At 39.3% G+C, this 24,962-nt stretch carries 25 protein-coding genes, 1 tRNA gene and 1 pseudogene; 13 read left to right on the top strand and 14 right to left on the bottom strand.

Annotated elements, in window-relative coordinates; translation table 11 throughout:
- Positions 1-31: 31 nt before the first annotated feature.
- From obgE to AM608_RS12120, 7 genes and pseudogenes are all read right to left on the bottom strand, one after another.
- On the bottom strand, positions 32-1,030 hold the full coding sequence (gene obgE, locus AM608_RS06245; protein WP_053581122.1) for a GTPase ObgE: 999 nt from the start codon (positions 1,028-1,030) through the stop codon (positions 32-34).
- Positions 1,031-1,036: 6 nt separating this feature from the next.
- Entirely contained in the window at positions 1,037-2,161 is a 1,125-nt protein-coding gene (locus AM608_RS11630; protein WP_009418920.1) for an adenylate kinase, read from the bottom strand.
- Positions 2,162-2,404: 243 nt separating this feature from the next.
- Entirely contained in the window at positions 2,405-3,259 is an 855-nt protein-coding gene (locus AM608_RS06235; RefSeq protein ID WP_053581121.1) for a ChaN family lipoprotein, read from the bottom strand.
- Between the two features lie 3 nt (positions 3,260-3,262).
- Positions 3,263-3,946 carry a metal-dependent hydrolase gene (locus AM608_RS06230; RefSeq protein WP_002673809.1) on the bottom strand — a complete coding sequence of 228 codons (684 nt, stop codon included), beginning with the start codon at positions 3,944-3,946 and terminating at the stop codon, positions 3,263-3,265.
- 76 nt (positions 3,947-4,022) lie between these two features.
- Entirely contained in the window at positions 4,023-5,051 is a 1,029-nt protein-coding gene (menA, locus tag AM608_RS06225; RefSeq protein ID WP_053581120.1) for a 1,4-dihydroxy-2-naphthoate octaprenyltransferase, read from the bottom strand.
- Between the two features lie 435 nt (positions 5,052-5,486).
- Positions 5,487-7,282, bottom strand: a pseudogene (locus AM608_RS06220) (chloride channel protein).
- A 60-nt stretch (positions 7,283-7,342) separates the two neighbouring features.
- Positions 7,343-7,555, bottom strand: coding sequence for a dihydrolipoyllysine-residue succinyltransferase (locus AM608_RS12120; protein WP_157466273.1), 213 nt, complete (start codon positions 7,553-7,555; stop codon positions 7,343-7,345).
- Positions 7,556-7,730: 175 nt separating this feature from the next.
- Between AM608_RS12120 and accD the strand changes: the two genes are divergently transcribed.
- From accD to cls, 13 genes are all read left to right on the top strand, one after another.
- Entirely contained in the window at positions 7,731-8,588 is an 858-nt protein-coding gene (gene accD / locus AM608_RS06215) for an acetyl-CoA carboxylase, carboxyltransferase subunit beta (protein WP_009410329.1), read from the top strand.
- A 52-nt stretch (positions 8,589-8,640) separates the two neighbouring features.
- The gene (locus AM608_RS06210) at positions 8,641-8,880 is read left to right on the top strand and encodes a hypothetical protein (RefSeq protein WP_009417173.1); all 240 of its coding nucleotides are present in this window, start codon (positions 8,641-8,643) and stop codon (positions 8,878-8,880) included.
- Positions 8,858-9,145, top strand: coding sequence for a type II toxin-antitoxin system RelE/ParE family toxin (locus tag AM608_RS06205; RefSeq protein WP_053581119.1), 288 nt, complete (start codon positions 8,858-8,860; stop codon positions 9,143-9,145). The genes AM608_RS06210 and AM608_RS06205 overlap by 23 nt, the downstream gene beginning before the upstream one ends.
- 98 nt (positions 9,146-9,243) lie before the next feature.
- Positions 9,244-10,272 carry a diphosphomevalonate/mevalonate 3,5-bisphosphate decarboxylase family protein gene (locus AM608_RS06200; RefSeq protein WP_053581118.1) on the top strand — a complete coding sequence of 343 codons (1,029 nt, stop codon included), beginning with the start codon at positions 9,244-9,246 and terminating at the stop codon, positions 10,270-10,272.
- Positions 10,273-10,516: 244 nt separating this feature from the next.
- Complete coding sequence (locus tag AM608_RS06195; protein WP_053581117.1) at positions 10,517-11,317, top strand: SDR family oxidoreductase; 801 nt, start codon at positions 10,517-10,519, stop codon at positions 11,315-11,317.
- A 12-nt stretch (positions 11,318-11,329) separates the two neighbouring features.
- Complete coding sequence (fsa, locus tag AM608_RS06190) at positions 11,330-11,983, top strand: fructose-6-phosphate aldolase (protein ID WP_009417185.1); 654 nt, start codon at positions 11,330-11,332, stop codon at positions 11,981-11,983.
- Between the two features lie 55 nt (positions 11,984-12,038).
- The gene (locus AM608_RS06185; RefSeq protein WP_053581116.1) at positions 12,039-13,142 is read left to right on the top strand and encodes a hypothetical protein; all 1,104 of its coding nucleotides are present in this window, start codon (positions 12,039-12,041) and stop codon (positions 13,140-13,142) included.
- Positions 13,139-13,981 carry a DNA adenine methylase gene (locus AM608_RS06180; protein WP_053581115.1) on the top strand — a complete coding sequence of 281 codons (843 nt, stop codon included), beginning with the start codon at positions 13,139-13,141 and terminating at the stop codon, positions 13,979-13,981. The genes AM608_RS06185 and AM608_RS06180 overlap by 4 nt, the downstream gene beginning before the upstream one ends.
- Positions 13,982-14,057: 76 nt before the next feature.
- On the top strand, positions 14,058-14,207 hold the full coding sequence (locus tag AM608_RS12250) for a hypothetical protein (protein WP_053581114.1): 150 nt from the start codon (positions 14,058-14,060) through the stop codon (positions 14,205-14,207).
- Positions 14,208-14,274: 67 nt separating this feature from the next.
- Complete coding sequence (locus tag AM608_RS06170) at positions 14,275-15,105, top strand: 1,4-dihydroxy-2-naphthoyl-CoA synthase (RefSeq protein ID WP_016479883.1); 831 nt, start codon at positions 14,275-14,277, stop codon at positions 15,103-15,105.
- Between the two features lie 37 nt (positions 15,106-15,142).
- Positions 15,143-15,562 (top strand): phosphoheptose isomerase, encoded by a 420-nt coding sequence (locus AM608_RS06165; RefSeq protein WP_053581113.1) that lies wholly within the window; start codon positions 15,143-15,145, stop codon positions 15,560-15,562.
- A gap of 101 nt (positions 15,563-15,663) precedes the next feature.
- Positions 15,664-16,437, top strand: coding sequence for a (Fe-S)-binding protein (locus AM608_RS06160; RefSeq protein ID WP_053581112.1), 774 nt, complete (start codon positions 15,664-15,666; stop codon positions 16,435-16,437).
- Positions 16,434-17,885 carry a cardiolipin synthase gene (gene cls / locus AM608_RS06155; RefSeq protein WP_053581111.1) on the top strand — a complete coding sequence of 484 codons (1,452 nt, stop codon included), beginning with the start codon at positions 16,434-16,436 and terminating at the stop codon, positions 17,883-17,885. The genes AM608_RS06160 and cls overlap by 4 nt, the downstream gene beginning before the upstream one ends.
- 33 nt (positions 17,886-17,918) lie before the next feature.
- Here the strand turns inward: cls and AM608_RS06150 are convergent.
- From AM608_RS06150 to AM608_RS06120, 7 genes are all read right to left on the bottom strand, one after another.
- Positions 17,919-17,989: transfer RNA gene (locus AM608_RS06150), tRNA-Gln, on the bottom strand.
- Positions 17,990-18,259: 270 nt separating this feature from the next.
- Positions 18,260-18,781: a coiled-coil domain-containing protein gene (locus AM608_RS06145; RefSeq protein WP_053581110.1), complete on the bottom strand. Its 522-nt coding sequence runs from the start codon at positions 18,779-18,781 to the stop codon at positions 18,260-18,262.
- A gap of 57 nt (positions 18,782-18,838) precedes the next feature.
- Positions 18,839-20,482 (bottom strand): Ig-like domain-containing protein, encoded by a 1,644-nt coding sequence (locus tag AM608_RS06140; RefSeq protein WP_053581109.1) that lies wholly within the window; start codon positions 20,480-20,482, stop codon positions 18,839-18,841.
- A 403-nt stretch (positions 20,483-20,885) separates the two neighbouring features.
- Positions 20,886-21,194, bottom strand: a complete 309-nt coding sequence (locus AM608_RS06135; RefSeq protein ID WP_053581108.1) for a hypothetical protein — start codon at positions 21,192-21,194, stop codon at positions 20,886-20,888.
- 5 nt (positions 21,195-21,199) lie between these two features.
- Positions 21,200-22,363 (bottom strand): carboxypeptidase-like regulatory domain-containing protein, encoded by a 1,164-nt coding sequence (locus tag AM608_RS06130; protein ID WP_053581107.1) that lies wholly within the window; start codon positions 22,361-22,363, stop codon positions 21,200-21,202.
- 33 nt (positions 22,364-22,396) lie between these two features.
- Complete coding sequence (locus AM608_RS06125) at positions 22,397-23,551, bottom strand: carboxypeptidase-like regulatory domain-containing protein (RefSeq protein WP_053581106.1); 1,155 nt, start codon at positions 23,549-23,551, stop codon at positions 22,397-22,399.
- 21 nt (positions 23,552-23,572) lie between these two features.
- A complete protein-coding gene (locus AM608_RS06120; RefSeq protein ID WP_053581105.1) occupies positions 23,573-24,730 on the bottom strand; it encodes a collagen-binding protein in 1,158 nt (385 codons plus the stop codon).
- Positions 24,731-24,962: the final 232 nt, after the last annotated feature.

Raw genomic sequence — 24,962 nt, 5'->3', positions numbered from 1 at the left:
AAAAGTCAGCTTTTATAGCTGACTTTTTATATTATTGTATCATTTCCCAAAGTTTGTCTTTCAGTTGCTGAATGCCTTTGCCCGATACCGACGAGATAAACAAGAAAGGCGTACCACCTAATCCTGTTGCTACTTCTTGTCGAATGGCTTCGGTGAGCTCGTCGTCTAACATATCCGATTTTGAAATGGCTATGAGGCGGTCTTTGTCCAGTAGTTCAGGGTTGTATTCTTTGAGTTCGTTTAACAAGATATGATACTCAGCTATGATATCCTTGCTGTCGGCGGGAATGAGGAATAGCAATACCGAGTTGCGCTCTATATGTCGCAAGAAGTAATGCCCTAAGCCTTTACCCTCGGCAGCTCCTTCTATAATCCCAGGTATATCGGCTACTACAAACGATTGGTAATCGCGGTTTTGCACAATACCCAAGTTGGGTTTGAGAGTTGTGAATGGATAGTCGCCTATTTTTGGCTTAGCAGAAGTAATTACCGATAACAGTGTAGATTTGCCCGCATTGGGGAAGCCTACAAAACCTACATCGGCTAACACTTTTAACTCTAAAAGTAACTCGCGTTCTTCACCAGGGAGACCTGGTTGGGCGTAGCGCGGGGTTTGGTTAGTAGCTGTGCGGAAATGCCAGTTGCCTAATCCACCTTTGCCACCGCGCAAAGCGATGACTTCTTGTCCGTCTTCAGTAATTTCAAAGAGTACTTCTCCAGTTTCAGCATCTTTAACAATGGTTCCTAAGGGGACTTCCAAAGTGATATCTTTACCGTCGGCACCAAAACTACGGTTGGCTCCTCCGGCTTCTCCGTGTTCGGCACGGAAGTGCTGCTGGAACTTGAAGTGTATGAGTGTCCAAAGGTGTTTATTGCCACGCAAGATGATATGCCCTCCACGACCGCCATCGCCTCCATCAGGACCTCCTTTGGGTACGAACTTCTCGCGGTGTAGATGCATAGAGCCAGCACCTCCTTTGCCAGAGGCAGCGTATATCTTTACGTAGTCGGTGAAATTGCCTTCGGTCATTGGGGATTATTCAGCTTTTATTTTGTCGATGGTCTCAGAAAGGCGGGTAGTAATTTCTTCGATAGTACCTATACCATTAATCGTGTGATATTTACCTTGCGTTTGATAGAAAGTGATAAGAGGAGCTGTTTTTTCGTTATATTCAGTGAAACGGTTGCGTATTTTCTCTTCGTCTTGGTCATCAGTGCGACCGCTCACTTTGCCACGTTCTACCAGTCGTTTGATGAGCACCTCGTCATCAGCTTCTAAAGCAAGAGTACCGTGAATACGCATACCTTTACTTTCTAAGAAAGCATCAAGTGCCTCGGCTTGTGCAATAGTACGAGGGAAGCCGTCAAAGATAAATCCTTCGGCATTAGGGTTCTTTTCAACTTCCTCTTGTAGCATTTGTATAGTAACTTCATCGGGTACGAGGTCGCCTTTATCCATATACGATTGTGCGAGTTTGCCGAGTTTGGTTTCGTTCTTGATATTATGACGGAAAATATCGCCGGTAGAGATGTGCACTAAGTTGTATTTGTCTTTCAAGAATGCTGCTTGGGTGCCTTTGCCAGCCCCTGGTTTGCCGAAAAGTACTAAATTTGTCATAGTTAATGAAGTGTTTAATTGATATACTTGGGGTAAGTTACGCGCTATCTCGTCAAAATCCAACCCATAGCCCACGATAAAACGGTTAGGAATAGGTTTGCCTACATAGTCTATTTTGAGGTCTTTTTTGTAGGCATCGGGTTTGAAGAAGAGGGTAGCCACGCGGAAAGAGTTCACCTTTTTGTCTTCGAAAATGCGGTAAATTTCTTCTAAAGTGTTGCCGGTGTCGATAATATCTTCCAAGATTACCACATCACGTCCTTCCACTGGGGTAGAAAGCCCTATGAGTTGGTGTATTTTTCCAGTAGACTGGGTACCTTTATAAGACGCCATTTTTACAAATGATATTTCACATTCGCCTTTGTAGTGCCTTAGGAAGTCGGCTGCAAACATAAAAGAGCCATTCAGTATGGCGATGAAAATAGGGCGTGATTCTTGCAAATCTTGATATACCTCACTTGCCATTCGTTCGGTAATTTGGTTGAGTTCCTCGGCAGATACGTAAGGCTCAAAAGTCTTATCGTGTAATTTTATCAGTTCCATTGTTTAGGTGTTATGTTTAGTCATTAGCTGTTAGAAATGTTTTAGAACTATATTCCAAGTTCATTTTTCATTTCTTTTTTTCTCTTTTTACTTTTTCAAATGATATCACATCTTCTAGTAGGTGTGCTTTAGGAATGGGGCTTCTCCAATTTGATTGATGTTATCCATTACAGTTGTTGGTTTGTCACTTAAAATAAAGTGCAAAAATAATCAATTTTAATGAATGAGCAAAATCTACTTCCCCTAAAGGGTCTTCGTCATATCTTCATCTACTACCAATATAAAATCAGCTTGACCATAAGCCTCTTTTGCTAATTTCGATAAGTCTACTTGTTCTGTCGTAGCAATAGTAATAACTTTTAGTTTTGGCTCTTCTCGCTTCAAAAACCAGTAAATTCCCTCATAAAAATCGCTGTGATATGTCCCGTTAAAATGCACAAAAACACTATTAGGCTTTCTGTTCTTTACAATAGCATCTGCCATCGTAGCATCTTTTACGGCTTGTGCTTTTATTATATTCTCCTTCCCTTTGTGATTGGGGAGCGACTCTGTCATCTTTTTATACTGTGATAAGTTCTCATCAAACACAATAGGTAGCGGGGCTATCCATCGCTTCTCAGCTTCTGGCAAGGTATCCAATGCTTTTAATCCTTTTTTGTTCACCAATCTCGCATACTTCCTCGGCACATTAGTAGCGATAAAAGGCAACTGGTGTTCCTTCGCAAAATCCACCAAAGGCTTATAGTCGGTTTTGTAGTTCGTCCATAATCGTGCCAAAGTATCCAAAGCCTTTTCTGTAACTCCGCCTTTTAGATATTGGTTTACTACCTCTTGGTCATTGCGTTCTAACATCTCAGCTCCCAATATCAAGTTAACCTGAGGCTGTAATTCTTTAACCAATGCCAACTGCAACCAATGCGCAATCGGATTGTCGTGAAACTCTCCAAAAAGCACCACATCGCTCTCTTTGGCTTTTTTTACAACCTTCTCAAAACTGACTTTCTTTCCATTCTTATCAAATAACTGATATGCCTTCTTGTGTTGTGCACACAAAGATATTGTAAAAAACAAGACTATAACAAACGTCGCTTTCCTCATAATTTATACAAAAATAGATTGCCCTATATCTGTTAATATCAGCTCCTTGCCTTTTGCCTTAAAACTCCTCTTTGCTAAATCCTTATCATCTAACTTAATGAGGTTAAAAGTGTCGTAATGATACCCCAACACCTTGTTGCATTTCACAAAGTCCGAAGCCATAATAGCGTCTTCCACGTCCATTGTAAAGTTACCTCCAATGGGCAATATAGCTAAGTCCAACTTATAACGCACCGGTATGAGTTGCATATCAAAATACAAAGCCGTAGCCCCCGATACGTATACCGTCTTTTCCAAAGTTTTAATCACAAACCCACAAGCACACCCGCCGGCAGTGCCATTTTCAAAAGTAGAAGAATGTAACGCTGGTACCATCTTCACCGACCCAAATGGGAAACTGTACAGCCCTCCCAAGTCCATAGGGTGTGAATTTTCAATTCCCAAATTAAAAAAGTAATTAGAGATTTCAAAATTCGAAATGATTTGCGCTTTCGTGCGCTTAGCTATCTGCTCCACGTCCGATATATGGTCTTGTTGCGCCGAGGTTATCAAGATGTAGTCAGCAGGAATCGTATTGATATCTATATGGCTTGCCAAAGGATTATTAGCAATAAACGGGTCTACAAGCAAATGTGTATCGCCTATTTTGATGCTCACACACGAGTGTCCGTAATAAGTTACCTCCATAGTTATTATGTTTTTTAGTGTATTTATTTAATATATATAACGTCCGTTACTATCTCCTTCTTTCGTTTAACTCTCCTTAAAATATATGTATCAAAATCCCCACAAAAAAGAGTACCGAAAGCAAAAAAGTACTCAGGGCTACTATCTTTAATTCTTTATCAAGCTGTTTGAGTTCCGTATTTCGTTTTACGGTGAGTAAATGTCCTATTAAAGGTAGAAAAGCAACTAAGTACAGAAGCTCCCAACGCATTTGCAAACGCATCACCGAAAAGCCCAACATCGCTACCATCGCCAATATAACTAAATAATAATGATAATATTTAGCCATCGGAATTCCCATTTTCACTACCAATGTATGCTTACCCGAACGCTTATCGTTCTCATAATCGCGCATATTATTTAGGTTCAGCACTGCTACACTCAGCAAGCCAATAGCAATAGCGGGCAACCATATAACCTTATTCAAGCTCTCTGTGTATAAGAAATAAGTGCCTACCACGCTCACTAACCCAAAGAACACAAACACAAATAGGTCGCCCCAGCCCCGATATCCATAAGCCGATTGCCCCACAGTGTACTTGATAGCCGCTACTACACACAGCACTCCTAAAACAAAAAACACCGAGATATATAACAGATTTTCTCTTCCAAAAGCCGTATAAATAAGCACCATAGCCGAAAGTAACGACAGTAAAGCAGTGATAAGTACAACCCTCTTCATCTGCCTACGCGTAACTCTCCCACTCTGCAAAGCTCTTGTAGGACCTATGCGGTGCTCATTGTCCGTGCCCTTTACCCCATCGCCATAATCATTGGCAAAGTTCGAAAGTACCTGAAACAAAATAGTGGTAAGCAGTGCCCAACCAAGAATCTCCCACCTAAAAGTATAAGGGTCTTCGCGAAATGCCAAAGCACTCCCCGTGATAATCCCCGCAACCGATAAGGGTAAGGTGCGCAACCTCGCAGCTTTCAAAAGAGTTATGATATCCATAGAGCCTGCAAAATTACAAATACTAATGACAAATACAATAATATATTCTAATAATTCTTTTTGCTTTATACTTTTCTCTAAAAATGATTTCAATACCCCTGCTCCAACTTTCAAAGCTCATAGAGATTACTAAAAAAGATATTTATTTCGTTATGAAGATGATTTTTGGAATGTTTTTCTATAAAAATAGTATTTGTGTAGAAATGTATAGATATAGCTATCGTCCAAGATTCGTCCAAGGTTTGTATAAGGTTCGTATAAGATACCTATAACAAGAACTTTTTTCTGTTTTGTTTCTCTATATTATAGCCTATCCGAATTTACGCGCTACACTTTGGCAAAGTTTGAAACTTTGCCAAAGTTGATTGTACTGATAACCAACTACTTTTTCGGCATTCGTAGGGGTAAAGCTTCTGATAGCAGCGTATGTGAGGCTATTTGTCCCTCCAAAAAATAAGCCTTTTTATTCGCAATCTATTTTTGTTTGACTATAAAACACTTGTATTAGCTTAATTCTATATCTTGATTTATCTTTTACCTTTTTAGCTCTTACTGCGTAAAATATATCAATTTCCTTCTATAAATGCTCAATAACTTCGATTTGGAGATAAACCCTATATACTTACCGTCCTTCACTACGGGCAAGTTCCACGCACCAGTATGCTGAAACTTATCCATTACGGTGCTCATCTTGTCCTTGCCCATTTCTATAATGGCAGGTGGTTTCTGCATTAGTTCTACGGCAGGAATCTTGTCGTAATAGTTCGTTTCAAAAATCAAGTGCCGTATGTCGTCAAGCAGTATCACACCTTGTAGCGTACCTTTTTCGCGGTCAAGCACAGGGTAGATATTGCGGTTCGATTCGCGCACAGCATTGTACACCACCTCACGAAGTTTCATATCGGTATATACGGGGGTGAAATTGTGTTCCACCACTTGGTCAAAATCCATTAGGGTGAGTATCGATTGGTCTTTGTTCTGCGAGATGAGTTCTCCTTTTCTGCCTAATTCCATCGTATAAACAGAATATTTGTTAAAGTATTTGGCTACCAAAAACGATACCGCAGCAGTGAGCATCGCCGGTACTAACAGCGAATAACCTCCCGTTACCTCGGCAATGAGAAAAACAGCCGTAAGGGGTGCGTGCAATACCCCCGTCATCAGCGCAGTCATTCCCACCAAAGTGAAGTTGGGCAACTCTGCTTTGTAGCCCAAAATAGGAAACTCGTTGATGATGCGCGCCAAGCAGTTCCCCATCACTCCCCCATAAACAGCATAGGCGAGAAGATACCTCCTACCCCTCCCGCACCAAAGGTGAGCGAGGTGGCAATAACCTTTGCAAAGGTAAGGGCAGCCAAAAGTAGGATAATCACCCACGCATTCGATAAGTCCCAACCAAAAATGTTACTACTCAGTGACAGTTCGGGGTGACCTTCTTTCAGGTGATTGATAATCTCGTGTCCTTCACCGTAAAGCGGTGGCATTATGTAAATAAGCAACCCCAAAAGAGCTCCGCCCACTACTATTTTTAGCCAAGGCGAAGTGAGTTTCTTAAAAGTAGCATTTATTTTCTCGTATACATAGGTAAAGTAAGCCGACATCAATCCGCCTACTACTCCCAAGAGAATATAAAACGGAATGCCTTGCAATGAAAAAGCTCGCGTGATGGTTATGGGTATCAATACTTCACTGCCAAAGAAGAAATAAGAAGTGAATACCCCACAAAGGGAAGCGATAAACAGCGGTATGAGTGACGAGAGCGTCAAATCCAATCCAAAAACCTCAATAGCAAACAGTATCGCCGCAATAGGCACTTTAAAAATAGCTGCTAAAGCCGCCGCACAAGCACACGCCAAAAGCAACATCCGGTTAGATTGATTAATGTGAAAAAACCTGCAAATATTGGAACTAATACCTGCCCCCGTTACCACCATCGGACCTTCTAACCCCACCGAACCTCCAAAACCAACGGTAATAGGTGCTGTGAGGATACTGCCATACGCCTGAAAACGCTTCATTATCCCTTTTTGGTGAGCTACCGCATAAAGAATCGAAGGAATTCCGTGGTTCACATCGTGCCGTATCACGTATTTTTTTACCAAATACACAATGGCAAAGCCTAACATTGGGAGGATAAAGTAAAAACTATAAGTAATAGTTTGAGCGAGCTTGTCGTCCAACAGCCACTGAATAAGATGTGTAAACGAGCGCATTGCCAAGGCAGCCAATCCCGTAGCAATGCCTATTATTCCACTGAGAATAAGGATAAAACGCCTATCCGAAATATGCTTTACACGCCATATCAAAAGGCGTTTGAGAAGATGTTGCTGGTGATGGGTCGTCATTATACTTTTCTTAAAAACGGTGCAAAAATACAAAACAAATCTCAATACACCAATTATTCTTCACCTTACCTTCTTCATAGGTTCAATCATTCTGCGCTTATTCTTCATCTGCCTATGCAGTTCGCACCGTCTTTTGTCCATCTTCCCTCCACTGATTCTTAATCTATTAGTCAGCGTAGAGCCACTGTAGACCCACTGTAGACCCACTGTAGAGCCACTGTAGACCCACTGTAGAGCCACTGTAGAGCCACTGTAGACCCACTGTAACCCCACTCATTATCCGATTATCCTATAAGCTTTGTATAATCCTCTCCCTATTTCACCATTAATCATTAACCATTAATCATTAACCATTAATCATTAACCACTAATCACTAATCATTAATTCTCCTTTTTTGCTATTTCAAAAAAACTTTGTACTTTTGCACTTTACTAAAACAGAATAATTATGTCTTGGTTTAAAAGAACAGCAAAAGGAATACAAACCTCTACTGAGGAAAAGAAAGATATCCCCAAAGGATTATGGTTTAAATCACCCAGCGGTAACATCGTCGAACAGGACGAGTTAGCTTCCAACTTCTATGTAAGTCCCGACGATGGGTATCACGTGCGCATAGGTAGTAAAGAGTACTTCCAAATATTGTTTGATAACAACGAATTTCAAGAACTCGATGCCAATATGAGCTCTAAAGACCCTTTAGAATTTGTCGATACAAAACCCTATACCCAACGTTTGGAAGAAGCTACTCAAAAAACAAACTTAAAAGATGCCGTACGCACTGCCGTAGGAAGCTCTAAAGGTAAGTCTATTGTAATAGGCTGTATGGATTTCGCTTTCATCGGTGGTTCTATGGGAAGTGTAGTAGGTGAGAAGATTTGTCGTGCGATTGATTATGCTATCAAACACCGATTGCCTTTCTTGATGATTTCTAAATCAGGAGGCGCACGTATGATGGAAGCCGCTCTTTCACTAATGCAAATGGCTAAAACGTCTATTAAACTCGCTCAGTTAGACGAAGCCAAACTACCTTACATCTCGCTTTGTACCGACCCTACAACGGGAGGTATCACTGCATCGTTTGCGATGCTGGGCGACATCAATATAGCCGAACCAGGGGCTCTTATTGGTTTTGCAGGACCTCGTGTAGTGAAAGACACAACAGGGCAAGACCTCCCCGAAGATTTCCAAACAGCAGAGTTCTTACTCGAACACGGCTTCTTGGATTTTATCGTAAACCGCAAAGAGCTCAAAGACAAAGTGAATTTGTACATCGATTTGGTGATGAACCGCGCCGTGAGAGCTTAAAATATAGGCAACTCGCACCTTTGGCAAAGTTGAATCCCTAAAACCTAACAATGTGAACACACTTATATTAAATAAAAATATCGACTTTGAGCAGTATCAACAAATAGTTGATTACTTTGCTACCATAGGAATTGAGGTAACCAATCCTTACGAATATCCTTCTCTAATAACAAATGAGGATAAACAAGCTATTGCCTTAGCCCGTGAAGACGTCGAAAAAGGTAATTGGATAGACGGAAAAGAATTATTCGATAACATCAGAAAAAGATATGCGAGTAAGGTGGTCGGGTAAAGCTAAGACAGAGCTAGAAAACACTTTAGATTTCTGGAGTGAGAACAATAAATCTGACTCTTATTCTGAAAAAATAGCAATTGAAACTGAAAAAGTTCAGAAAGAAATAGAAGAAGACCCCTATTTTTTAGCTAAATACATAGAAGTAGATAATGTTTATCAGCGGATTTTCTTTAAAGGAAGATTTTTACTCTACTATGAAATTAAAGGAGATAGTGTAATAATTCTCAGATTCAGAAGCACTAAACAAAATCCCTTGTTTTAGTTCTTAGTATTGTAATAAAAACTAAAATAATATGAGTCAGTAGTTTCCTGCTATTGCCTATACCCTAACGCCTATGGACTAAGTCCTATTGCCTAAATATGATTTCTTTCAAAGCACCGAGTAATATAGCCTTAGTAAAGTATTGGGGTAAGAAGGGAGAACAGCTCCCTGCAAACCCTTCTATCAGCTTTACACTCACGCATTGTTATACCGAAACTTCTATTGAATATGAACGTAGGAGCGAATCTTCTATTGCCTCAGGCGAACCCTTTTCATTCGATTTTAGCTTTGAAGGACAACCCAAACCTTCTTTTCACCCTAAAATCCATACTTTCTTTGAGCGGATTGTAGCTTACTTGCCTTTCTTAAAGGACTATCATTTTAGCATTGCCTCACATAATTCTTTCCCTCATAGCAGTGGTATTGCGTCTTCTGCAAGCGCAATGGCTGCCCTCTCGGTATGCTTAATGCAGATTTCTAAAGAGTTAGGAGAAACTTATGCAGAAGAAGCTTTTTGGCAAAAAGCCTCTTTCTTGGCGCGCTTGGGTTCGGGTAGTGCCTGCCGAAGTGTGCAAGGCAGTATAGTAGTATGGGGCGAACACCCTGCCATTATAGGGAGTTCCGATGAATATGGTATACCCTATCCCCTCCCCGTTCACGAAGTTTTTCAAAATTATCAAGATACTATTTTGCTCATCGATAGAGGTCAGAAGCAAGTCAGCAGTACCGTAGGTCATAACCTAATGCACGGTCACCCTTTTGCTGAGGCGCGTTTTGCACAAGCCAATGAGAACATCAATAAACTTGTCAGAAGTTTTGCTTCCGGTGATGTAGAGCGTTTCATAGAAGTAGTGGAAAGTGAAGCTCTCACTCTGCACGCAATGATGCAAACCAGTATTCCATACTTTATTCTGATGCGCCCCAATACGTTAGAAGTGATTCAGCGCATATGGCAATATCGCAAAGAAACGAATATCCCACTTTGTTTTACGCTCGATGCAGGAGCTAATGTACATCTGCTATACCCTAAAACTTCTACTACGGAAGTAAAATGGTTTATAGAAGAGGATTTAGCTCAATTTTGTGAAGGACGACAATATATTCACGACGAAGTAGCTACTATTTAACCCGATTTCTTCTCCGTTGGTTCTAGTATCTTCCACAGCTGTAATCTGTGCGAGACCTTCAGGTAACTTGTTGCTTATTTGTTTGATTTGTAAAGATTTGTAAGATTTCTGTAGCGTAAGCTACACTTTTCTTACATCAAACTCACATTAAATAACAAATAATTGATTTTAGCCCTTTTTTTGATAATTCACTTATTTGCTAATTGGCAAATTATTCCTACCTTTGCACAAATTTCTTAAACGAATGAACAAAACTGTTCTCATCACTGGTGCTACATCGGGCATAGGTAAAGAAACCGCCTTGCTACTTGTCTCCAAAGGCTTTTTGGTCTACGGAACAGCGCGCAATGTAGAAGGCAAAAACTTGCCTTTTCGTCTCTTGCCAATGGACGTGCGAAACGAAGCCTCTATCAAAGAAGCGGTACAGCAAATCCTCACCGAAGTAGGTCGCATCGATATACTCATCAATAATGCAGGTGTAGGTGTTACGGGTGCCGTAGAAGAACTCCCCGCTGAGCAGTTGCACAACGTTTTCGCTACCAATCTCTATGGTGCTATAACTGTGATACAACAAGTCCTCCCAGCAATGCGCTCTCAGGGAAGCGGACGTATCATCAACATTGCCTCTATTGCAGGCTATATGGGCTTGCCTTTTCGTGGGGCTTATTCAGCCAGCAAAGGCGCTCTCCTCCTGATGAGTGAAGCTCTACGTATGGAAGTTAAGTCTTTTGGTATAGAAGTCTGTAGTATTTCCCCAGGCGATTATGCTACCGATATTGCCTCTCGCCGTTATCACACCCCTGTAAACGAAGGTTCTCCTTATGCCGAAGTCTATGAAAAACAACTCCGTCTGATGAACAAGCACGTGGATAGTGGTGGCGATCCCAAAGAAATGGCTGACAAAATACTGAAAGTCATCAATACCAAACACCCAAAAGTGCATTACAAACAAGGTAGTTTCTTGCAGAAGTTCTCCATTGTCCTCAAACGACTCTTACCAAGCAAATCCTACGAGAAAATGCTAATGAAACACTATCAATTATAAATTAATAACATTATGAAATTTTTTATCGATACAGCGAATTTATCGCAAATTCAAGAAGCCCAAGATTTGGGTGTGTTAGACGGCGTAACCACTAATCCGTCGTTAATGGCAAAAGAAGGCATCACCGGCAAAGCCGCGATACTAAAACATTATACTGATATCTGCACTATCGTAGAAGGCGATGTTTCTGCCGAAGTAATCGCCACCGACTATGAGGGCATTGTGCGCGAAGGCGAAGAACTTGCCGCCCTTCACCCTCAAATCGTAGTAAAAGTACCGATGATAAAAGACGGTATCAAAGCCATTAAATATTTCACCGATAAGGGTATCCGTACCAACTGTACGCTGGTATTCTCAGCAGGTCAGGCGCTTTTGGCAGCCAAAGCAGGGGCTACTTACGTGTCGCCTTTCATCGGTAGACTCGACGATATCTCAACCGACGGTCTTTCGCTCATCGAGGACATACGTCTCATTTACGACAACTACAATTTCGAGACTCAAATCCTTGCTGCTTCTGTCCGTCATACAATGCACATCCTCGAATGTGCCAAAATAGGTGCCGATGTCATTACTGCACCGCTCAACGCCATCTTAGGGCTTCTCAAACACCCCCTTACCGACAGCGGTTTAGCTCAATTCTTAGCCGATGCAAAGAAATTGGGATAACAAGCTGATAAGTATGAGTTTCAATAGTACAAAAAATATTTAAAGGATAAATTAAATGGAAATTACAGGGAAAATTACGGGGATAGAATATAAAATAGAGCTTTCAAAGGAACTGAAGAGAGTTGCTATAAAGGATTTTGATATCAATACGATACCTGCTACCTGTCTTGTAGAGAGTAAAAAGGGAACTTTTGCTATTTCCAAGTGGGTTTCACCTAAAAGAACCCGCTCTTATCCGTATGAAAGGGTGTATAATTCTCTTTCTATCAGTAAGAAAATAACTGTTATTCCTATAGTAAAAGATGAAGGAGCGGTGGGAGATAGGGATTTCTTACAATGGGATACCGTTTCTATGATGTCACTTTTAGATGTTTTTGTTATCTTTGCCTATTATTACAAGGCAAAATCTAGCACTATTTATAAGGGTAAAATTACTAACCAACAGTTGGATAATGATTATATCCTTGAAAAGATAAGAGAAATAGAGCAGTATCACAGTTCGGCATTGCATTGGAACCTAAATGAACTGACTCTGAACTTTCATTCTATTATAGACAAAGCAAAAACAGCCTATATTTCCATAGAGCAATCTACAGGAGTGGCTTTGCATAATCTAGCGGGATTAGATAGCCTTAAGGATAAAATAGGAACAGATGTCTCTTTGTTTATGGAGTTTTCTCGCCAAAAGGCAAAAAAAGCACAAGAAAGAGAACTCGCTACCCTACAACCCAAAGAACGTTTAGGAGATTTCTCCAAAGCCAAAGTAACAATTACCAATTATCTAGGAGGAAAATACTTTTTTACAGTAGATGAAGTGACTTTTTCAGAGAATACACTCTTTCTAACTGAGTGCAAACATTCAAAAAGAGGTGTTTTACCCTCAATGAGCGATATAAAGGACGGTCTGATAAAGATGATTCTATATACCAACCTTAAGGAAGTTACCATAAATGATGTTCCTGCACAGAGCAAAGCTGTACTTAAACTTACCTCTGAACAATTGGAAGGGAAGAGAATCACTTCAGAAGGCACAGAAAAAGAATTGGATTCCTTTTGTAGAGAAAATGTGATAGGAGCAACACTCCAAAAAAGAATAGAACTTCTATTTAAAGAAGCTAAAGAAAATAATTTTATAGTAAGCATAGAAGGGTCAATATGATAAAAAGTCCTTTAAGATACCCAGGTGGTAAGAGTAGAGCGATAGGAACCATCTCTCAAATCCTCCCCTCTTTTGATGAGTTTCGGGAGCCTTTTGTAGGGGGAGGGTCGGTATTCGTCTATTTGAAACAGCTTTTCCCTAAAAAAAAGTTTTGGGTCAATGATTTGTACTTTGAATTATTCAAGTTTTGGGAGATGTCTCAAAAGAACACAGCAGGATTGATACAGAAAATACAGGAGTGGCGTACCACTTATTCTGAAGGGAAGGACTTGTATCAGTTCCTTAATACCCATTTGGATACCTTTGATGATATAGAACGCGCCACCGCATTCTTTATCTATAACCGAATTACCTTTTCAGGAACGAGCTTGAGTGGAGGATATAGCGAAGCTGCCTTCAAAGGACGATTCACCGAGAGCAGTATCCAGCGATTAAGCGAGTTTGCCACCCTTGTACATCACAATACACAGATAACCAACTTGGATTATCAGGAAGTAGTGGAGAAGAAAGGAATGAATGTATTCATTTTTTTAGACCCTCCCTATTATTCAGCTACCAAATCAGCTCTTTATGGTAAGAATGGACATCTACATAAGGCTTTTGACCATCAGAAATTTGCCCAAACTATGCAACAATGTAAGCACAAATGGCTGATCACTTATGATGATTCCGAATATATAAGAGAACTTTTCTCTTTTGCAAATATCACTCCTTGGACGCTTACTTACGGAATGAGAAATGTAACTGATAGTTCTGACCAAAAAGGGAAAGAGTTATTTATTTCCAATTATCCATTGGATAAGGTGAAACAGGAGGAACAATTGAAAATTGAGTTTTAATTATCTATACTTAAATAAGTCACAGATGAAAACAACACTATGATATCATAGTTGTAATAAAGCTGGAAAAACATATATGAAAAAGAAAGAGATTAAGAAAGATTTAGTAGAAGAAAAACTTTTAAAGGGTTTATCTGCTTACGAGCGAATGATAGCTTATAAGCGCAAGAATAATCAGCAAATAGTAGGACGCAGTGAAGGTAAAAACCTTACGATTCACCCATAGAAACCTTAGGAGAGTGCTGCTAATTGGGGTACAAAATTTATAATTCAAAATTCAACATTTATTAAAAGTGAACTGGATAACTGTAAAAGAATACGAAGATATTACATATAAAAAATGTGACGGTGTAGCGCGTATCGCTTTCAATCGCCCCGAAGTGCGCAACGCTTTTCGCCCTAAAACTACTTCCGAACTTCTCGACGCGTTTAAAGATGCTTATGAAGATATCAACATAGGTGCCGTATTGCTCTCTGCCGAAGGTCCCTCCCCAAAAGATGGCGTATGGAGTTTTTGCAGTGGTGGCGACCAAAAAGCACGTGGTCATCAGGGGTATGTGGGTGACGATGGTTACCACCGCCTCAACATCCTCGAAGTGCAACGCCTTATTCGCTTTATGCCTAAAGTCGTGATTGCAGTAGTCCCTGGTTGGGCAGTGGGTGGCGGACACTCATTGCACGTAGTGTGCGACCTTACCCTCGCGAGCAAAGAACACGCAATCTTCAAACAAACCGATGCCGATGTAACCAGTTTTGACGCTGGTTATGGGTCGGCTTATCTCGCCAAAATGGTCGGACAGAAGAAAGCCCGCGAAATCTTCTTCTTGGGGCGCAACTATTCTGCTCAAGAGGCTTTCGAGATGGGAATGGTAAATGCCGTAGTCCCTCACGACGAGCTTGAAGCTACCGCTTTTGAGTGGGCGCAAGAGATAATGGCTAAATCGCCTACCTCTATCAAAATGCTCAAATTTGCTATGAACCTCACCGATGACGGTATGGTAGGGCAACAAGTATTCGCTGGTGAAGCCACCCGTTTAGCGTATATGACCGATGAAGCCAAAGAAGGACGCGATGCTTTCCTCGAAAAACGCAAACCTAACTTCGAAAAGAAATGGATTCCTTAACAATTTGCTAATTCTCATATTTGCTAATTCAAATATTATGACTGAAAAATTTACCCTAAAAGAAGATGCTCAAGGCAATAAAAATCCTATATTACCCGAGGGAGTGAAAAACTACCTCATCGACATTGATGGCACAATAGGCGAGGATATCCCCAATGAAGAACCCGAGCGAATGGCTACTGCCGAGGTATTTCCCGATGCCTTAGCACAAGTAAACAAATGGTATGACGAAGGTCACGTGATTTACTTTTTCACCTCACGTACCGAAGCACACCGTAAGGTTACTGAGCAATGGCTCAAAAAGCACGGCTTTAAGTATCACGGCATCATCTTTGGCAAACCCCGCGGAGGCAACTATCACTGGATAGACAATCACATCGTAAAAGCTACCCGCTACAAAGGTAAATTCACTGATTTTGTCCTCAAAGAAGAAACCGTAGAAGTGTTTAACGATTAGTGCGAGCCACACTGGCAATTTTCTTTCGCTGGTGCGAGCTTGTAGCTCGTGCCTACCCCGTTTGATAACTCTGATAATATCACAAACTTTATTACTATAGTATGATCCCAACAATGGCAGAACTCTCAGCCCGTGGCGAAACCCCCGAGGTACTCTTCTGGGTAGGCTGTGCTGGTAGTTTTGACGACCGCGCCAAGCGCATTATCAAAGCCTTTGCTCACCTCTTGCAAAAAGCAGGGGTGCGCTTTGCCGTACTCGGCACCGAAGAGAGTTGTACCGGCGACCCTGCCAAGCGTGCAGGTAACGAATTTCTCTTCCAAATGCAGGCAATGACGAATATCAAAGTGCTGAACAGCTACCATATTACTAAGATAGTAACTGCTTGTCCACACTGTTTCAATACTCTTAAAAACGAATACCCTGCCTTAGGCGGACACTATGAAGTCCTCCATCATACCGAATTGCTCAAAGCTTTAGTGCAGGAAGGCCGACTTACCATTGAGGACGGTGCTTTTAAAGGGAAACGCATTGTCTTTCACGACCCTTGTTATTTGGGCAGAGCCAACAAGGTGTACAATGCCCCTCGTGAACTCTTACAAAAACTCGATGCTGATTTGGTAGAGATGAAGAGTTGTAAGGCACGTGCTCTTTGTTGTGGAGCAGGAGGCGCTCAGATGTTCAAAGAAGCTGAAAAAGGCGATAAGGATATCAATGTTTTGCGCACTGAACAAGCCCTTGAAGTGCACCCCAATATCATCGCTACCGCTTGTCCGTTTTGCAACACTATGATGACCGATGGTATAAAGATAAAAAACAAAGAAACACAAGTAAAAGTATACGACATCGCAGAATTACTTGACAATAGTGAAAAATGAAGTTCCTTCTGCTCTATGAAATCCTCTACGTCCTACTGATAATTGCTATTTGTTTGCGCATCGTGTGGGACACCCGTTCGGTGAGTAAAGCCTTAGCGTACTTGCTCTTGGTTATCTTTGTGCCTATATTGGGGGCTATCTTTTACTTCTCATTTGGTATCAACTATCGCAAGCATAAAATATACCACAAAAAGCTCACTATCGACCAATCCTTTCGTCAGCGATTAGAACATATCTATCCGCAGATACGTGCCCATCTAAACTCGCTTGATACTGCCTTCATCACTCCCTATGAAAAGAGTTTACGCTTCCTCTCGAACATAGAAGAACGCCTCTCTATTATCCCTAACGAAGAGGTGAAGGTGATATGCAACGGCGAAAACCTTTTCCCTGAACTACTCGACGCCCTACGCGCAGCAAAGCACCATATTCATATAGAGTATTACATCTACGAGAATGACCACATAGGCAATGCCATTAAAAATATCCTTATTGAGAAAGTGCGGGCAGGGGTAGAAGTGCGCTTTATTTATGATGATTTCGGAAGTCAAGGCATTCGCAAGAATATAGTAAAAGAACTCTTAGCCAATGGTGTGCCTGCTTTCCCTTTTTACAAAATCAACTTTGTAAAACTTGCTAACCGTATGAACTACCGTAACCACCGCAAGATAGTGGTGGTGGACGGCTATACTGCTTTCGTAGGAGGCATCAACATCAGTGATAAGTACAACAACGATGAGCCTAATGCTCTCTATTGGCGGGATACTCACCTAAAAATACGAGGTTACTCAGCTCACGTATTGCAAGCGGTATTCTTACAAGATTGGAATTTTTGCAGTGAGAAAAACGTAGCTATCGATGCGCCTTACTTCCCCATAGTCACACAGCCCTACCCTACCGATTATTTTACACAAATTGTCTCTAGCGGTGCTGATTCTGACCTATCTAACATTCTCTTCGCTACTGTACAACTCATCTACGCTGCCAAGCGTGAAATCCTAATTACTACTCCTTATTTTATTCCCGACACTTCGCTACAAGAAGCCCTCATCATTGCAGCACTTAGTGGGGTAGAGGTGAAATTACTTGTACCAAAAGAAGGCGATTCGGTGTTTGTGCATACGGCTAGCGAATCGTTTTTTGAAGAATTGCTAAAAGCAGGGGTAGAAATCTACCGATACGAAAAAGGTTTTGTACACGCCAAGACTTTTGTGATAGACGGCGAAGTAGCCTCAGTAGGGACAGCTAACCTCGATGCACGCAGTTTCGACCTTAATTTTGAGGTGAATGCCTTAGTGTACAACAAAGAAGTTGCGGGTGATTTGCACAGGATTTTCTATAAGGATTTGGAAGATGCAAGTTTATTAAGGTTAGAAACGTGGGAAAAGCGGAGTAAGTTCAAACAACTCATAGAACGTATCGTGCGGTTGTTTTCTCCCTTCTTGTAAAACAAAAAAGGCTTCCTTATAGGAAGCCTTTCGTTGGTCTACTAGGACTCGAACCTAGAATAACAGAACCAAAATCTGCTGTGTTACCATTACACCATAGACCAATCACATTTCATTTTTGCGGTGCAAAGGTACTGCTATTTTTCTAATCTGCAAATTTTTTAATAGTTTTTTTACGAAAAATCTATTAGAAACAAATAAAATACTTTATAATTAGGCAGTTAATCACAGTTCTCTTCTGATAGTATTCTATTTTTTAACAAGTAAAAGCACTGATTCCTTCCTATTCTTCTTTCGTATTCCTTCATCTGAACTACACTCACTAAAAAGCCTCATTGCTGTGCAATGAGGCTTTTTTATAATATTTATCATTATTACCTATTAAAATAAAGTGTTAATATCAGAATTACTAATGAAGTAAAGAATCCTATAAGCCATTGTATAAAGATACGATTCATCTTAGCAAAACCGTCTTTCATTTCATTTTGTAAATCTGCTCTTAGCGCTACAATCTCAGTACGCAATTCGGCGATATCTTGTTTGTATTCAGAGCGTAGCTCTGCAATATCTTGTTTAAGTTCTGAGCGTAGCTCTGCAATATCTTGTTTAAGTTCTGAGCGTAACTCTGCAATATCTTGCTTGAGTTCTGAGCGCAACTCTGTTATCTCAGTATGTAACTCTGCAACATCTTGCTTGAGCTCTGAACGCAATTCGGCTATATCCATTCTTATTTCTGCTATTTCTTTATGAAATTCTGTTTTAGTTACTAAGTTATCAATATTTGCCTTTACGCGTTCATCAGTAAATTTAGAAAGATAACTGGCTAATGCTGCAGCTCCTTCCTTACCTATTTTTTCACTTACGGTATCGTATAATTGTATGAGTTCAGTTGTCATAATTCTGTGTGTATTATTTTCGGGCAAAGATAATAATTTTTATCTACATAGCAAATGCTAATTATCAATTCGCCACGTTTCTTCTACTTCCCAGTTGGCGCGGAGCTCTATGAGTTGCGGGAAATACCAGACCCGCTCGGGCTGGCGTTGTTCAAGGAAACTACCTGTGTCCCACTCTCGGTTAGCATTCTTGTCTTCTATCAGCCGTAAGCGGAACTTACTGGGGTTTACGTTCTCGAACACATATTGCTCTTGTGGTTTTTCAACATAAAGCTCTCGCACTACCTCGGTAGCTTTTTCGTTGGTGAGTTGCAAAATAACAGGGTATTGCAGGGTCTTCTCATCGGTGTTGAGGTGTAGCTTAAAAATGGCTACTTCTTCGAGTTTTTTGGTATGTAGGTTTACTTTTAGGGTATCGTTCGTATGTCCAAAAAAGTCGGTGAGCGCATTAGGGAGTGCTTCTATGCGGTAGGTCTCGTCGTTCTTTTTATCGAATAGCACATAATATTCTAAGCGATTAGGCGCTAATTGTGTTTTAAACGGAACAGCTACTGCCGTAGAATCTTTGCCTGCAAACACTTTTAGCTTAGTGCTATCAGTCTTTACTATGGGGATATTACTCCTAAAACCAAAGTCTTTGTACATCGGCAAATCACCTGAAAAAAGGTTCTCTATCTGCAAACTGTCGTTTTTCATTTCCTTTATACGAACTTTAAACGTATCAATTTTTTTCTGTTTTGCTACTGTAAATACCAAAGAATCCTTCTGTTTAGGGCTATACCACAGGTTAAGCGTATCTTTCTTGGGGTCTTTGGAGACGATATACTTAAAATCTTTACTCACCGGTGATATGGGATTGATGCTCACACTATCGGTTTTACCTTCGAAGCCAAACTGTATGTGGTTGCCCGCCACTTGTGTAGGGCGGTGTGCTTTATAAGGAGGTACTTCTTTAAACAAGCGCAATTTGGGGTAGAACCCCTGTGGATTCCCCTTTAAATAGGCGACGGTGATAGGTTCTTCCATAAAGGCAATTTTGTCGTCTTTGGGATTGAACAGATAGTTCGCACTCTTCTCTTTCAGCGCAATGAGCTTGTATTTGCCTTCTTTAAGGTATTCGAGCACAAAGCTATCGAGACTATCGAGCGTATTGGTAACGTAAGTAGGTTGCGTTTTGTACACAAGCGAATCGTTATACTGCTCGTTATAGGGGTAGAGCATCACCGTTACAAAGTTATCGGGTTTAGGGGCAATGGCATCGGCAATATCACCTTCATACCAAAGCGAGTCGAGCGCATCGCCAGTTGAAAACACGTATTTAAAATCGCGCAAAGGATTGCCTTCGTTGTAATCCTGAATACTATTACCGAAGTTCAGCACGTAGGTAGTATTGGGTTTTAGGGTATCGATAATGTTTATTTCCAACCATTTCGAAGCTGAAGTAGGCGAAATAGTAGGGAAGGTTTTCATCGGGGGGGAGATGATAAGCTGTTTGCGCACATCTTTGGTAACCACAAACTCATCGAACTGCAAACGTATTTTCTTGCCGTGGAACTTCATTGCTCCCGACCTTGGCACCGACTGCAAAAGGACAGGTGCAGTAGTATCTTTGGGACCTCCTGTGGGCGAACCACGACGGGCGCACTGCCACAGCAGTAAGGCGATGAATATAGTGAGCAGTATGGGGAATCTATGTTTCATATAATAAGTTACAACGTAATTTTTTGCAAAAGTAGTAAATAATTAGTGAATTGGCAAATTCAGGAAATAGAGCATTGGCAAATCTATCCATTAATAAAAATGTTAATACTTGTTAAATGCTTGCGTTTTTTTCAGATTTAAGAGCTGAGTATCTTAAAACTTTTTAAAAACCATAAATATATAATAGTCAATATATTGTCTTTATTTTTATATTTTACTTTTTAGCTACTTTAACCGAAGGTAAGACGAACCTAAGGCGAATCTAAACCGAAGCTAAGGCGAAGGAAAGGCGTTAGAAAACTGAATATCAGATGGGTAAAAAAGGCTGAAATTTTTTGAACAAAATGCAGGTAAAAGTGGTTTTTTAACAAAAAAACCGCAAAGTATTTCATCTGCAAATTGTCTATTCTGTTAAAGTGTTGCTTTGTATCCAAAGGCTATCTATAGCTATTTTGCCAAAAGCCGACTTATCATCTGCTAAGCTACTGTATTGTTCAAACGATACCTCAGAGGTAGTAAGCAGGCGTTTTTCGGTTTGTATAGCCTTAAAGTACTCTGCTTTACGCTGTTGCCATAGTTCCCAAAAAGACGATTTATAACCGTAAATACTCGTAAGAATTTTATTTGTTTCCTCGCTAACTGTGGGGAAATAAGCGCAGAACAACGCGGGGTAATGCTTGTAAAACTCTGGAGATTTCTCGGTAGTGGGCATTATGGTTATTGGTTTATAAAATCTTGTTCTTCTTTGGTAAGTAAAAACTTGGCTTCACCTTGTTTGTGAGGGGTAATGTATTCAAAGAAAGGTTTTTCAACCTCTATTCTGTCATTCTTTTTTATTTGTCCTTTTGTTACTCCTGTACGCAAGAAAGATTGCTCTGTTTGAAGATTATCTCTTTTGTTATTATATTCAATACCTCCTTTAGCTTTTACATAAAGACTGCTAAACAATAGTTTGTTCTTATAATTACTGAAAGTAATATCTAAGGAAAAATTATCTGAGATAGATTTAAAAGGAATTTTGCTTTCCTTTGAAATACCTTCATTTACAGAATGCTTGGTATCATTAAAGATAATGCGTTTCACTGCATTAGTGTGATTATCAAAATAAATAACCGAATTAGTTAATTTAAGACTGAGCTCTTTTTTGATAACAATGTCTGCATTAAAAGTTACCTTGGTATGCTCAGTGTCTTTTTCAACTTTTTTAATTTCAATATTCTCCCCATAATACTTTATGAAAGATAAATAGCTGTTAGGATAAAGATATTGAAATAGGTTTTTAGGATCTAAAAAAGCTCCTTGCGTTTTAGTTGTTCCTTTTTTAATATGTGAATAATCAGTATTTTTAAGTGCAACAGCCAACTGTTTATCTAATGTTTCTTGTGGGATAAATAGATATTGTTTAAACCACCAATCTAACTGCACTTGATAAAGCCGTGTAAGGGTGTCATTTCTTATAAACTTTTCTCTATAAGTACATTCTAATGTTTTAGCATTAGTTTCATAGAGTTTTTTATAATTATCTAACACGTATCCTACTTGTTTTTTTAAGTCAAAATTATAAATAACTACCTCATCAAGCACAATTTCTTCAGGAGTTAAATACAGAGTGCTGAAAGAAGTGTCTTTATTTATAACTAATCTCTTTGTTGTATAACCTACACAACTTACAATTAAGCTATCTTGTATGCTAAAATCTATTTTTGCTTTACCCTCTTCATTAGTAATTGTTCCTTTTTCAAGATTAGGCAGATATAGATGCACATTGCTAATAGGCTGTTTGGTTGTATTATCCAAAACATTTATAATCTTCTGTTGTGCAGCAAGAAATTGAAAAGTGATTAGTAGTAAAATTGTTGTTATACGTAATTTTAATTTCATAAGTTTCTTATATTAAATGTTTAGATATTATGGTTATTGGTTTATAAAATCTTGTTCTTCTTTGGTAAGTAAAAACTTGGCTTCACCTTGTTTGTGAGGAGTAATGTATTCGTGGAAAGACTTTTGAATATCTATTCTATCTTCTTTTTTAATATGCTTGTTCTGTACTCCTGTACGCAAAAAACTATGTTCAAAAAAGAGTTTATCTCTTTTCCCTTTATATTCAACAGCTCCTATGAGTCTTACATAATAAGAACTAAATAGTAATTTGCCTTTATAGTCAGTTAAAGTGAGTTCCAAACGATAGTTATCTGTAATAGACTTATAAGGCTTATTAGTTTTCTCAGAAACTTTATCCTTCGTACCTTGATGTATGTCGTTAAAAATAACTTTTCTCACAGCATTGGTAGTATTGTCAAACACCAATACCGATTTTTCAAGTTTTAGAATTAGTTTTTTATTGATTACAATATCAGCATTAAATGTTACTTTAGTAACATCTTTACTTTTCTCTACTTTTTTAATTTCAATATTTTCACCAAATTGATCTATAAATGACAAATAGGTGTTCACAAAAAAATATATAAACATTGGTTTTCTTTCTACATAAGCAGAACGAGCCGCGACTTCTTCTTGGCTTAACATTTTAGAATAGTCGATATTTTTAAGTTGGATTTGTAATAGTTTTTCTAAAGGTTGCTTGAAAGAAGTATAACGATAACTTTTGCTCCACCAATCTAACTGCACTTGGTAGAGCCTTGTTAAGGTATCATTTCTTATTAACTTCTCACGATAAGTACACTCTAATATCTTAGCCTTAGTATCATACAGCTTAAAGTAATTATCTAAAACATACTTCACTTTTTTCTTCAAATCAAAATTGTACAACACCACTTCGTCAAGTTGTATTTCCTGAGGATTGAGATAAACTGTTGCTTTGGCAAAGGTTTTATCGGTAAAAATCTTTTTAGTTGTATAGCCTATATGGCTTAGGGTAAGCGTATCATTTTCTACAGTAATGCGTAACTTACCTTCCTCATTGGTAATAGTGCCGTTGAGAGAGCGTGTGTAATAGGCTTCGACGTTGGGGATGGGCTGCTTTGTAGAGGCATCAAGCAGGGTGAGTTCGGCTACTTGGGCAGGTAAGGCAGTAGCTGTGAATAATAGGATAAGGAATAGTGTTTTCATATTGTTATATTTTTCATTACTTTAGAAATTAGAAATCACACGGTATTCTTTTTGGTTATGAGTTTTATTGATAAAGTTGCGCATTTCATTGGTAAGAGGCAATTGGTTTTGGGTCTCCCAAAATTCTTTGTTATAGGGCACCTCTAATTTAAACAGTTCTTTTTTACCATTTACATTGGCTTTAAAAGTACTGAGGTCTGAAAAAGGGTGGGTAACAATGAGCTCGAAACTTACATCATATACTATTCTTTCTTCCCCTACATATCCTTCTACTTTTGCGTTAACTATGGCATTGGCTATAAAATATTTGTTGTTTTTGTTGTCTTTCTCACATTTTTCCTTATAAAAATAATCAATAGTTCTGTATTTGATGAATGGTTTCTTAGTATAGGGTATTTTATGAATTATTTTAGGATTGATTTTATAAATACGTTCTTTGATGGCATAATCATCGGTATTGATGATAAAATATCCTATTGATTTTTGATAATCATCTTTGCTTTTAGGCGTATATTCTATCTTCTGATGTTGTTCATCTACAGTTTTAGGTCGTGAAAAATGATAGTTTTCTTGATTTAAAAATAGAATATTGCTCCACCATTGAAAAACATCATTTAAGGAAGGGATATCAAAATCGTCTGCTCGCATACCTTTCTTTTCTATACCAAATTTACGCATATTCAGCAATTGAAAAGTGAAATTTTTCTTGGCTCCTAATAATTTATCACGCTTGATACGCCCACTGAAATCTTCTATTTTCACGAGTTCACCATTGCGTTTGAGCACACAACGCAAAAAGAAATCTTCAACAAAAGGTTCCATAGGATAATTGGTGCTAGCGTGATTATAGGCTTCTTGTATAATGTTTTTGTTAGAAAGAGTTACTTCGTCTAACTGAAAAGGTTTTGGGGTAAGGTACAAGGTGTCTTTTGTACGACTGAGGGCTTTGAAAGTAGTTTTGAGGGTTTCATAGCCTAACATTTTTATAGTTACGCTATCGTTGGCTGAATAGAACACAAAGTGCCCATCGTCATTAGTGATGGTGTAGTCGTTGGTATTATGAATTGTAGCTGCTCGTAAAGGGGCTTTAGTATCTTTATCTGCAAGATACTTTGAGGTAGTGTACTGTGCCACTACGCATTGACTACAAACCAAAGCCATACATATAACTGCTTTCATATGAATTATTTTATTATATTTTTGCGCCAAAGATAGTAATAATTAGTAAATAATATACCCTTGCACGACAAGCTTTTGCTAAATATCTCTATACCCTAAAAACTATGGTCTATGCTTTTATTGAACTTGTCCAATGCAAATCCCTTTCCCTCTACTGTACCTTTGCTCCCGAAAAACAAATGGTATAAAGTTACGAACTCACCAAGCAGAAAGATTTTCCCGAGTTTCTCAA

Origin of the sequence: Capnocytophaga sp. oral taxon 323 (genome assembly GCF_001278825.1) — a bacterium.
GTDB lineage: Bacteria > Bacteroidota > Bacteroidia > Flavobacteriales > Flavobacteriaceae > Capnocytophaga > Capnocytophaga ochracea.
This window is presented reverse-complemented; position numbering and strand designations above follow the sequence as displayed.

What these genes read in the sequence shown, in the direction of transcription:
- AM608_RS06235 (WP_053581121.1), bottom strand. Translation starts at nt 3,259, where the DNA reads ATGAGGAAAGCGACGTTTGTTATAGTCTTGTTTTTTACAATATCTTTG.
- AM608_RS06145 (WP_053581110.1), bottom strand. Translation starts at nt 18,781, where the DNA reads ATGACAACTGAACTCATACAATTATACGATACCGTAAGTGAAAAAATA.
- cls (WP_053581111.1), top strand. Translation starts at nt 16,434, where the DNA reads ATGAAGTTCCTTCTGCTCTATGAAATCCTCTACGTCCTACTGATAATT.
- AM608_RS11630 (WP_009418920.1), bottom strand. Translation starts at nt 2,161, where the DNA reads ATGGAACTGATAAAATTACACGATAAGACTTTTGAGCCTTACGTATCT.
- AM608_RS06165 (WP_053581113.1), top strand. Translation starts at nt 15,143, where the DNA reads ATGACTGAAAAATTTACCCTAAAAGAAGATGCTCAAGGCAATAAAAAT.
- accD (WP_009410329.1), top strand. Translation starts at nt 7,731, where the DNA reads ATGTCTTGGTTTAAAAGAACAGCAAAAGGAATACAAACCTCTACTGAG.
- obgE (WP_053581122.1), bottom strand. Translation starts at nt 1,030, where the DNA reads ATGACCGAAGGCAATTTCACCGACTACGTAAAGATATACGCTGCCTCT.
- AM608_RS06125 (WP_053581106.1), bottom strand. Translation starts at nt 23,551, where the DNA reads ATGAAAACACTATTCCTTATCCTATTATTCACAGCTACTGCCTTACCT.
- AM608_RS06135 (WP_053581108.1), bottom strand. Translation starts at nt 21,194, where the DNA reads ATGCCCACTACCGAGAAATCTCCAGAGTTTTACAAGCATTACCCCGCG.
- AM608_RS06120 (WP_053581105.1), bottom strand. Translation starts at nt 24,730, where the DNA reads ATGAAAGCAGTTATATGTATGGCTTTGGTTTGTAGTCAATGCGTAGTG.
- AM608_RS12250 (WP_053581114.1), top strand. Translation starts at nt 14,058, where the DNA reads ATGAAAAAGAAAGAGATTAAGAAAGATTTAGTAGAAGAAAAACTTTTA.
- AM608_RS06230 (WP_002673809.1), bottom strand. Translation starts at nt 3,946, where the DNA reads ATGGAGGTAACTTATTACGGACACTCGTGTGTGAGCATCAAAATAGGC.
- fsa (WP_009417185.1), top strand. Translation starts at nt 11,330, where the DNA reads ATGAAATTTTTTATCGATACAGCGAATTTATCGCAAATTCAAGAAGCC.
- AM608_RS06180 (WP_053581115.1), top strand. Translation starts at nt 13,139, where the DNA reads ATGATAAAAAGTCCTTTAAGATACCCAGGTGGTAAGAGTAGAGCGATA.
- AM608_RS06130 (WP_053581107.1), bottom strand. Translation starts at nt 22,363, where the DNA reads ATGAAATTAAAATTACGTATAACAACAATTTTACTACTAATCACTTTT.
- AM608_RS06195 (WP_053581117.1), top strand. Translation starts at nt 10,517, where the DNA reads ATGAACAAAACTGTTCTCATCACTGGTGCTACATCGGGCATAGGTAAA.
- AM608_RS06200 (WP_053581118.1), top strand. Translation starts at nt 9,244, where the DNA reads ATGATTTCTTTCAAAGCACCGAGTAATATAGCCTTAGTAAAGTATTGG.
- AM608_RS06140 (WP_053581109.1), bottom strand. Translation starts at nt 20,482, where the DNA reads ATGAAACATAGATTCCCCATACTGCTCACTATATTCATCGCCTTACTG.
- AM608_RS06205 (WP_053581119.1), top strand. Translation starts at nt 8,858, where the DNA reads ATGCGAGTAAGGTGGTCGGGTAAAGCTAAGACAGAGCTAGAAAACACT.
- AM608_RS06160 (WP_053581112.1), top strand. Translation starts at nt 15,664, where the DNA reads ATGATCCCAACAATGGCAGAACTCTCAGCCCGTGGCGAAACCCCCGAG.
- AM608_RS06185 (WP_053581116.1), top strand. Translation starts at nt 12,039, where the DNA reads ATGGAAATTACAGGGAAAATTACGGGGATAGAATATAAAATAGAGCTT.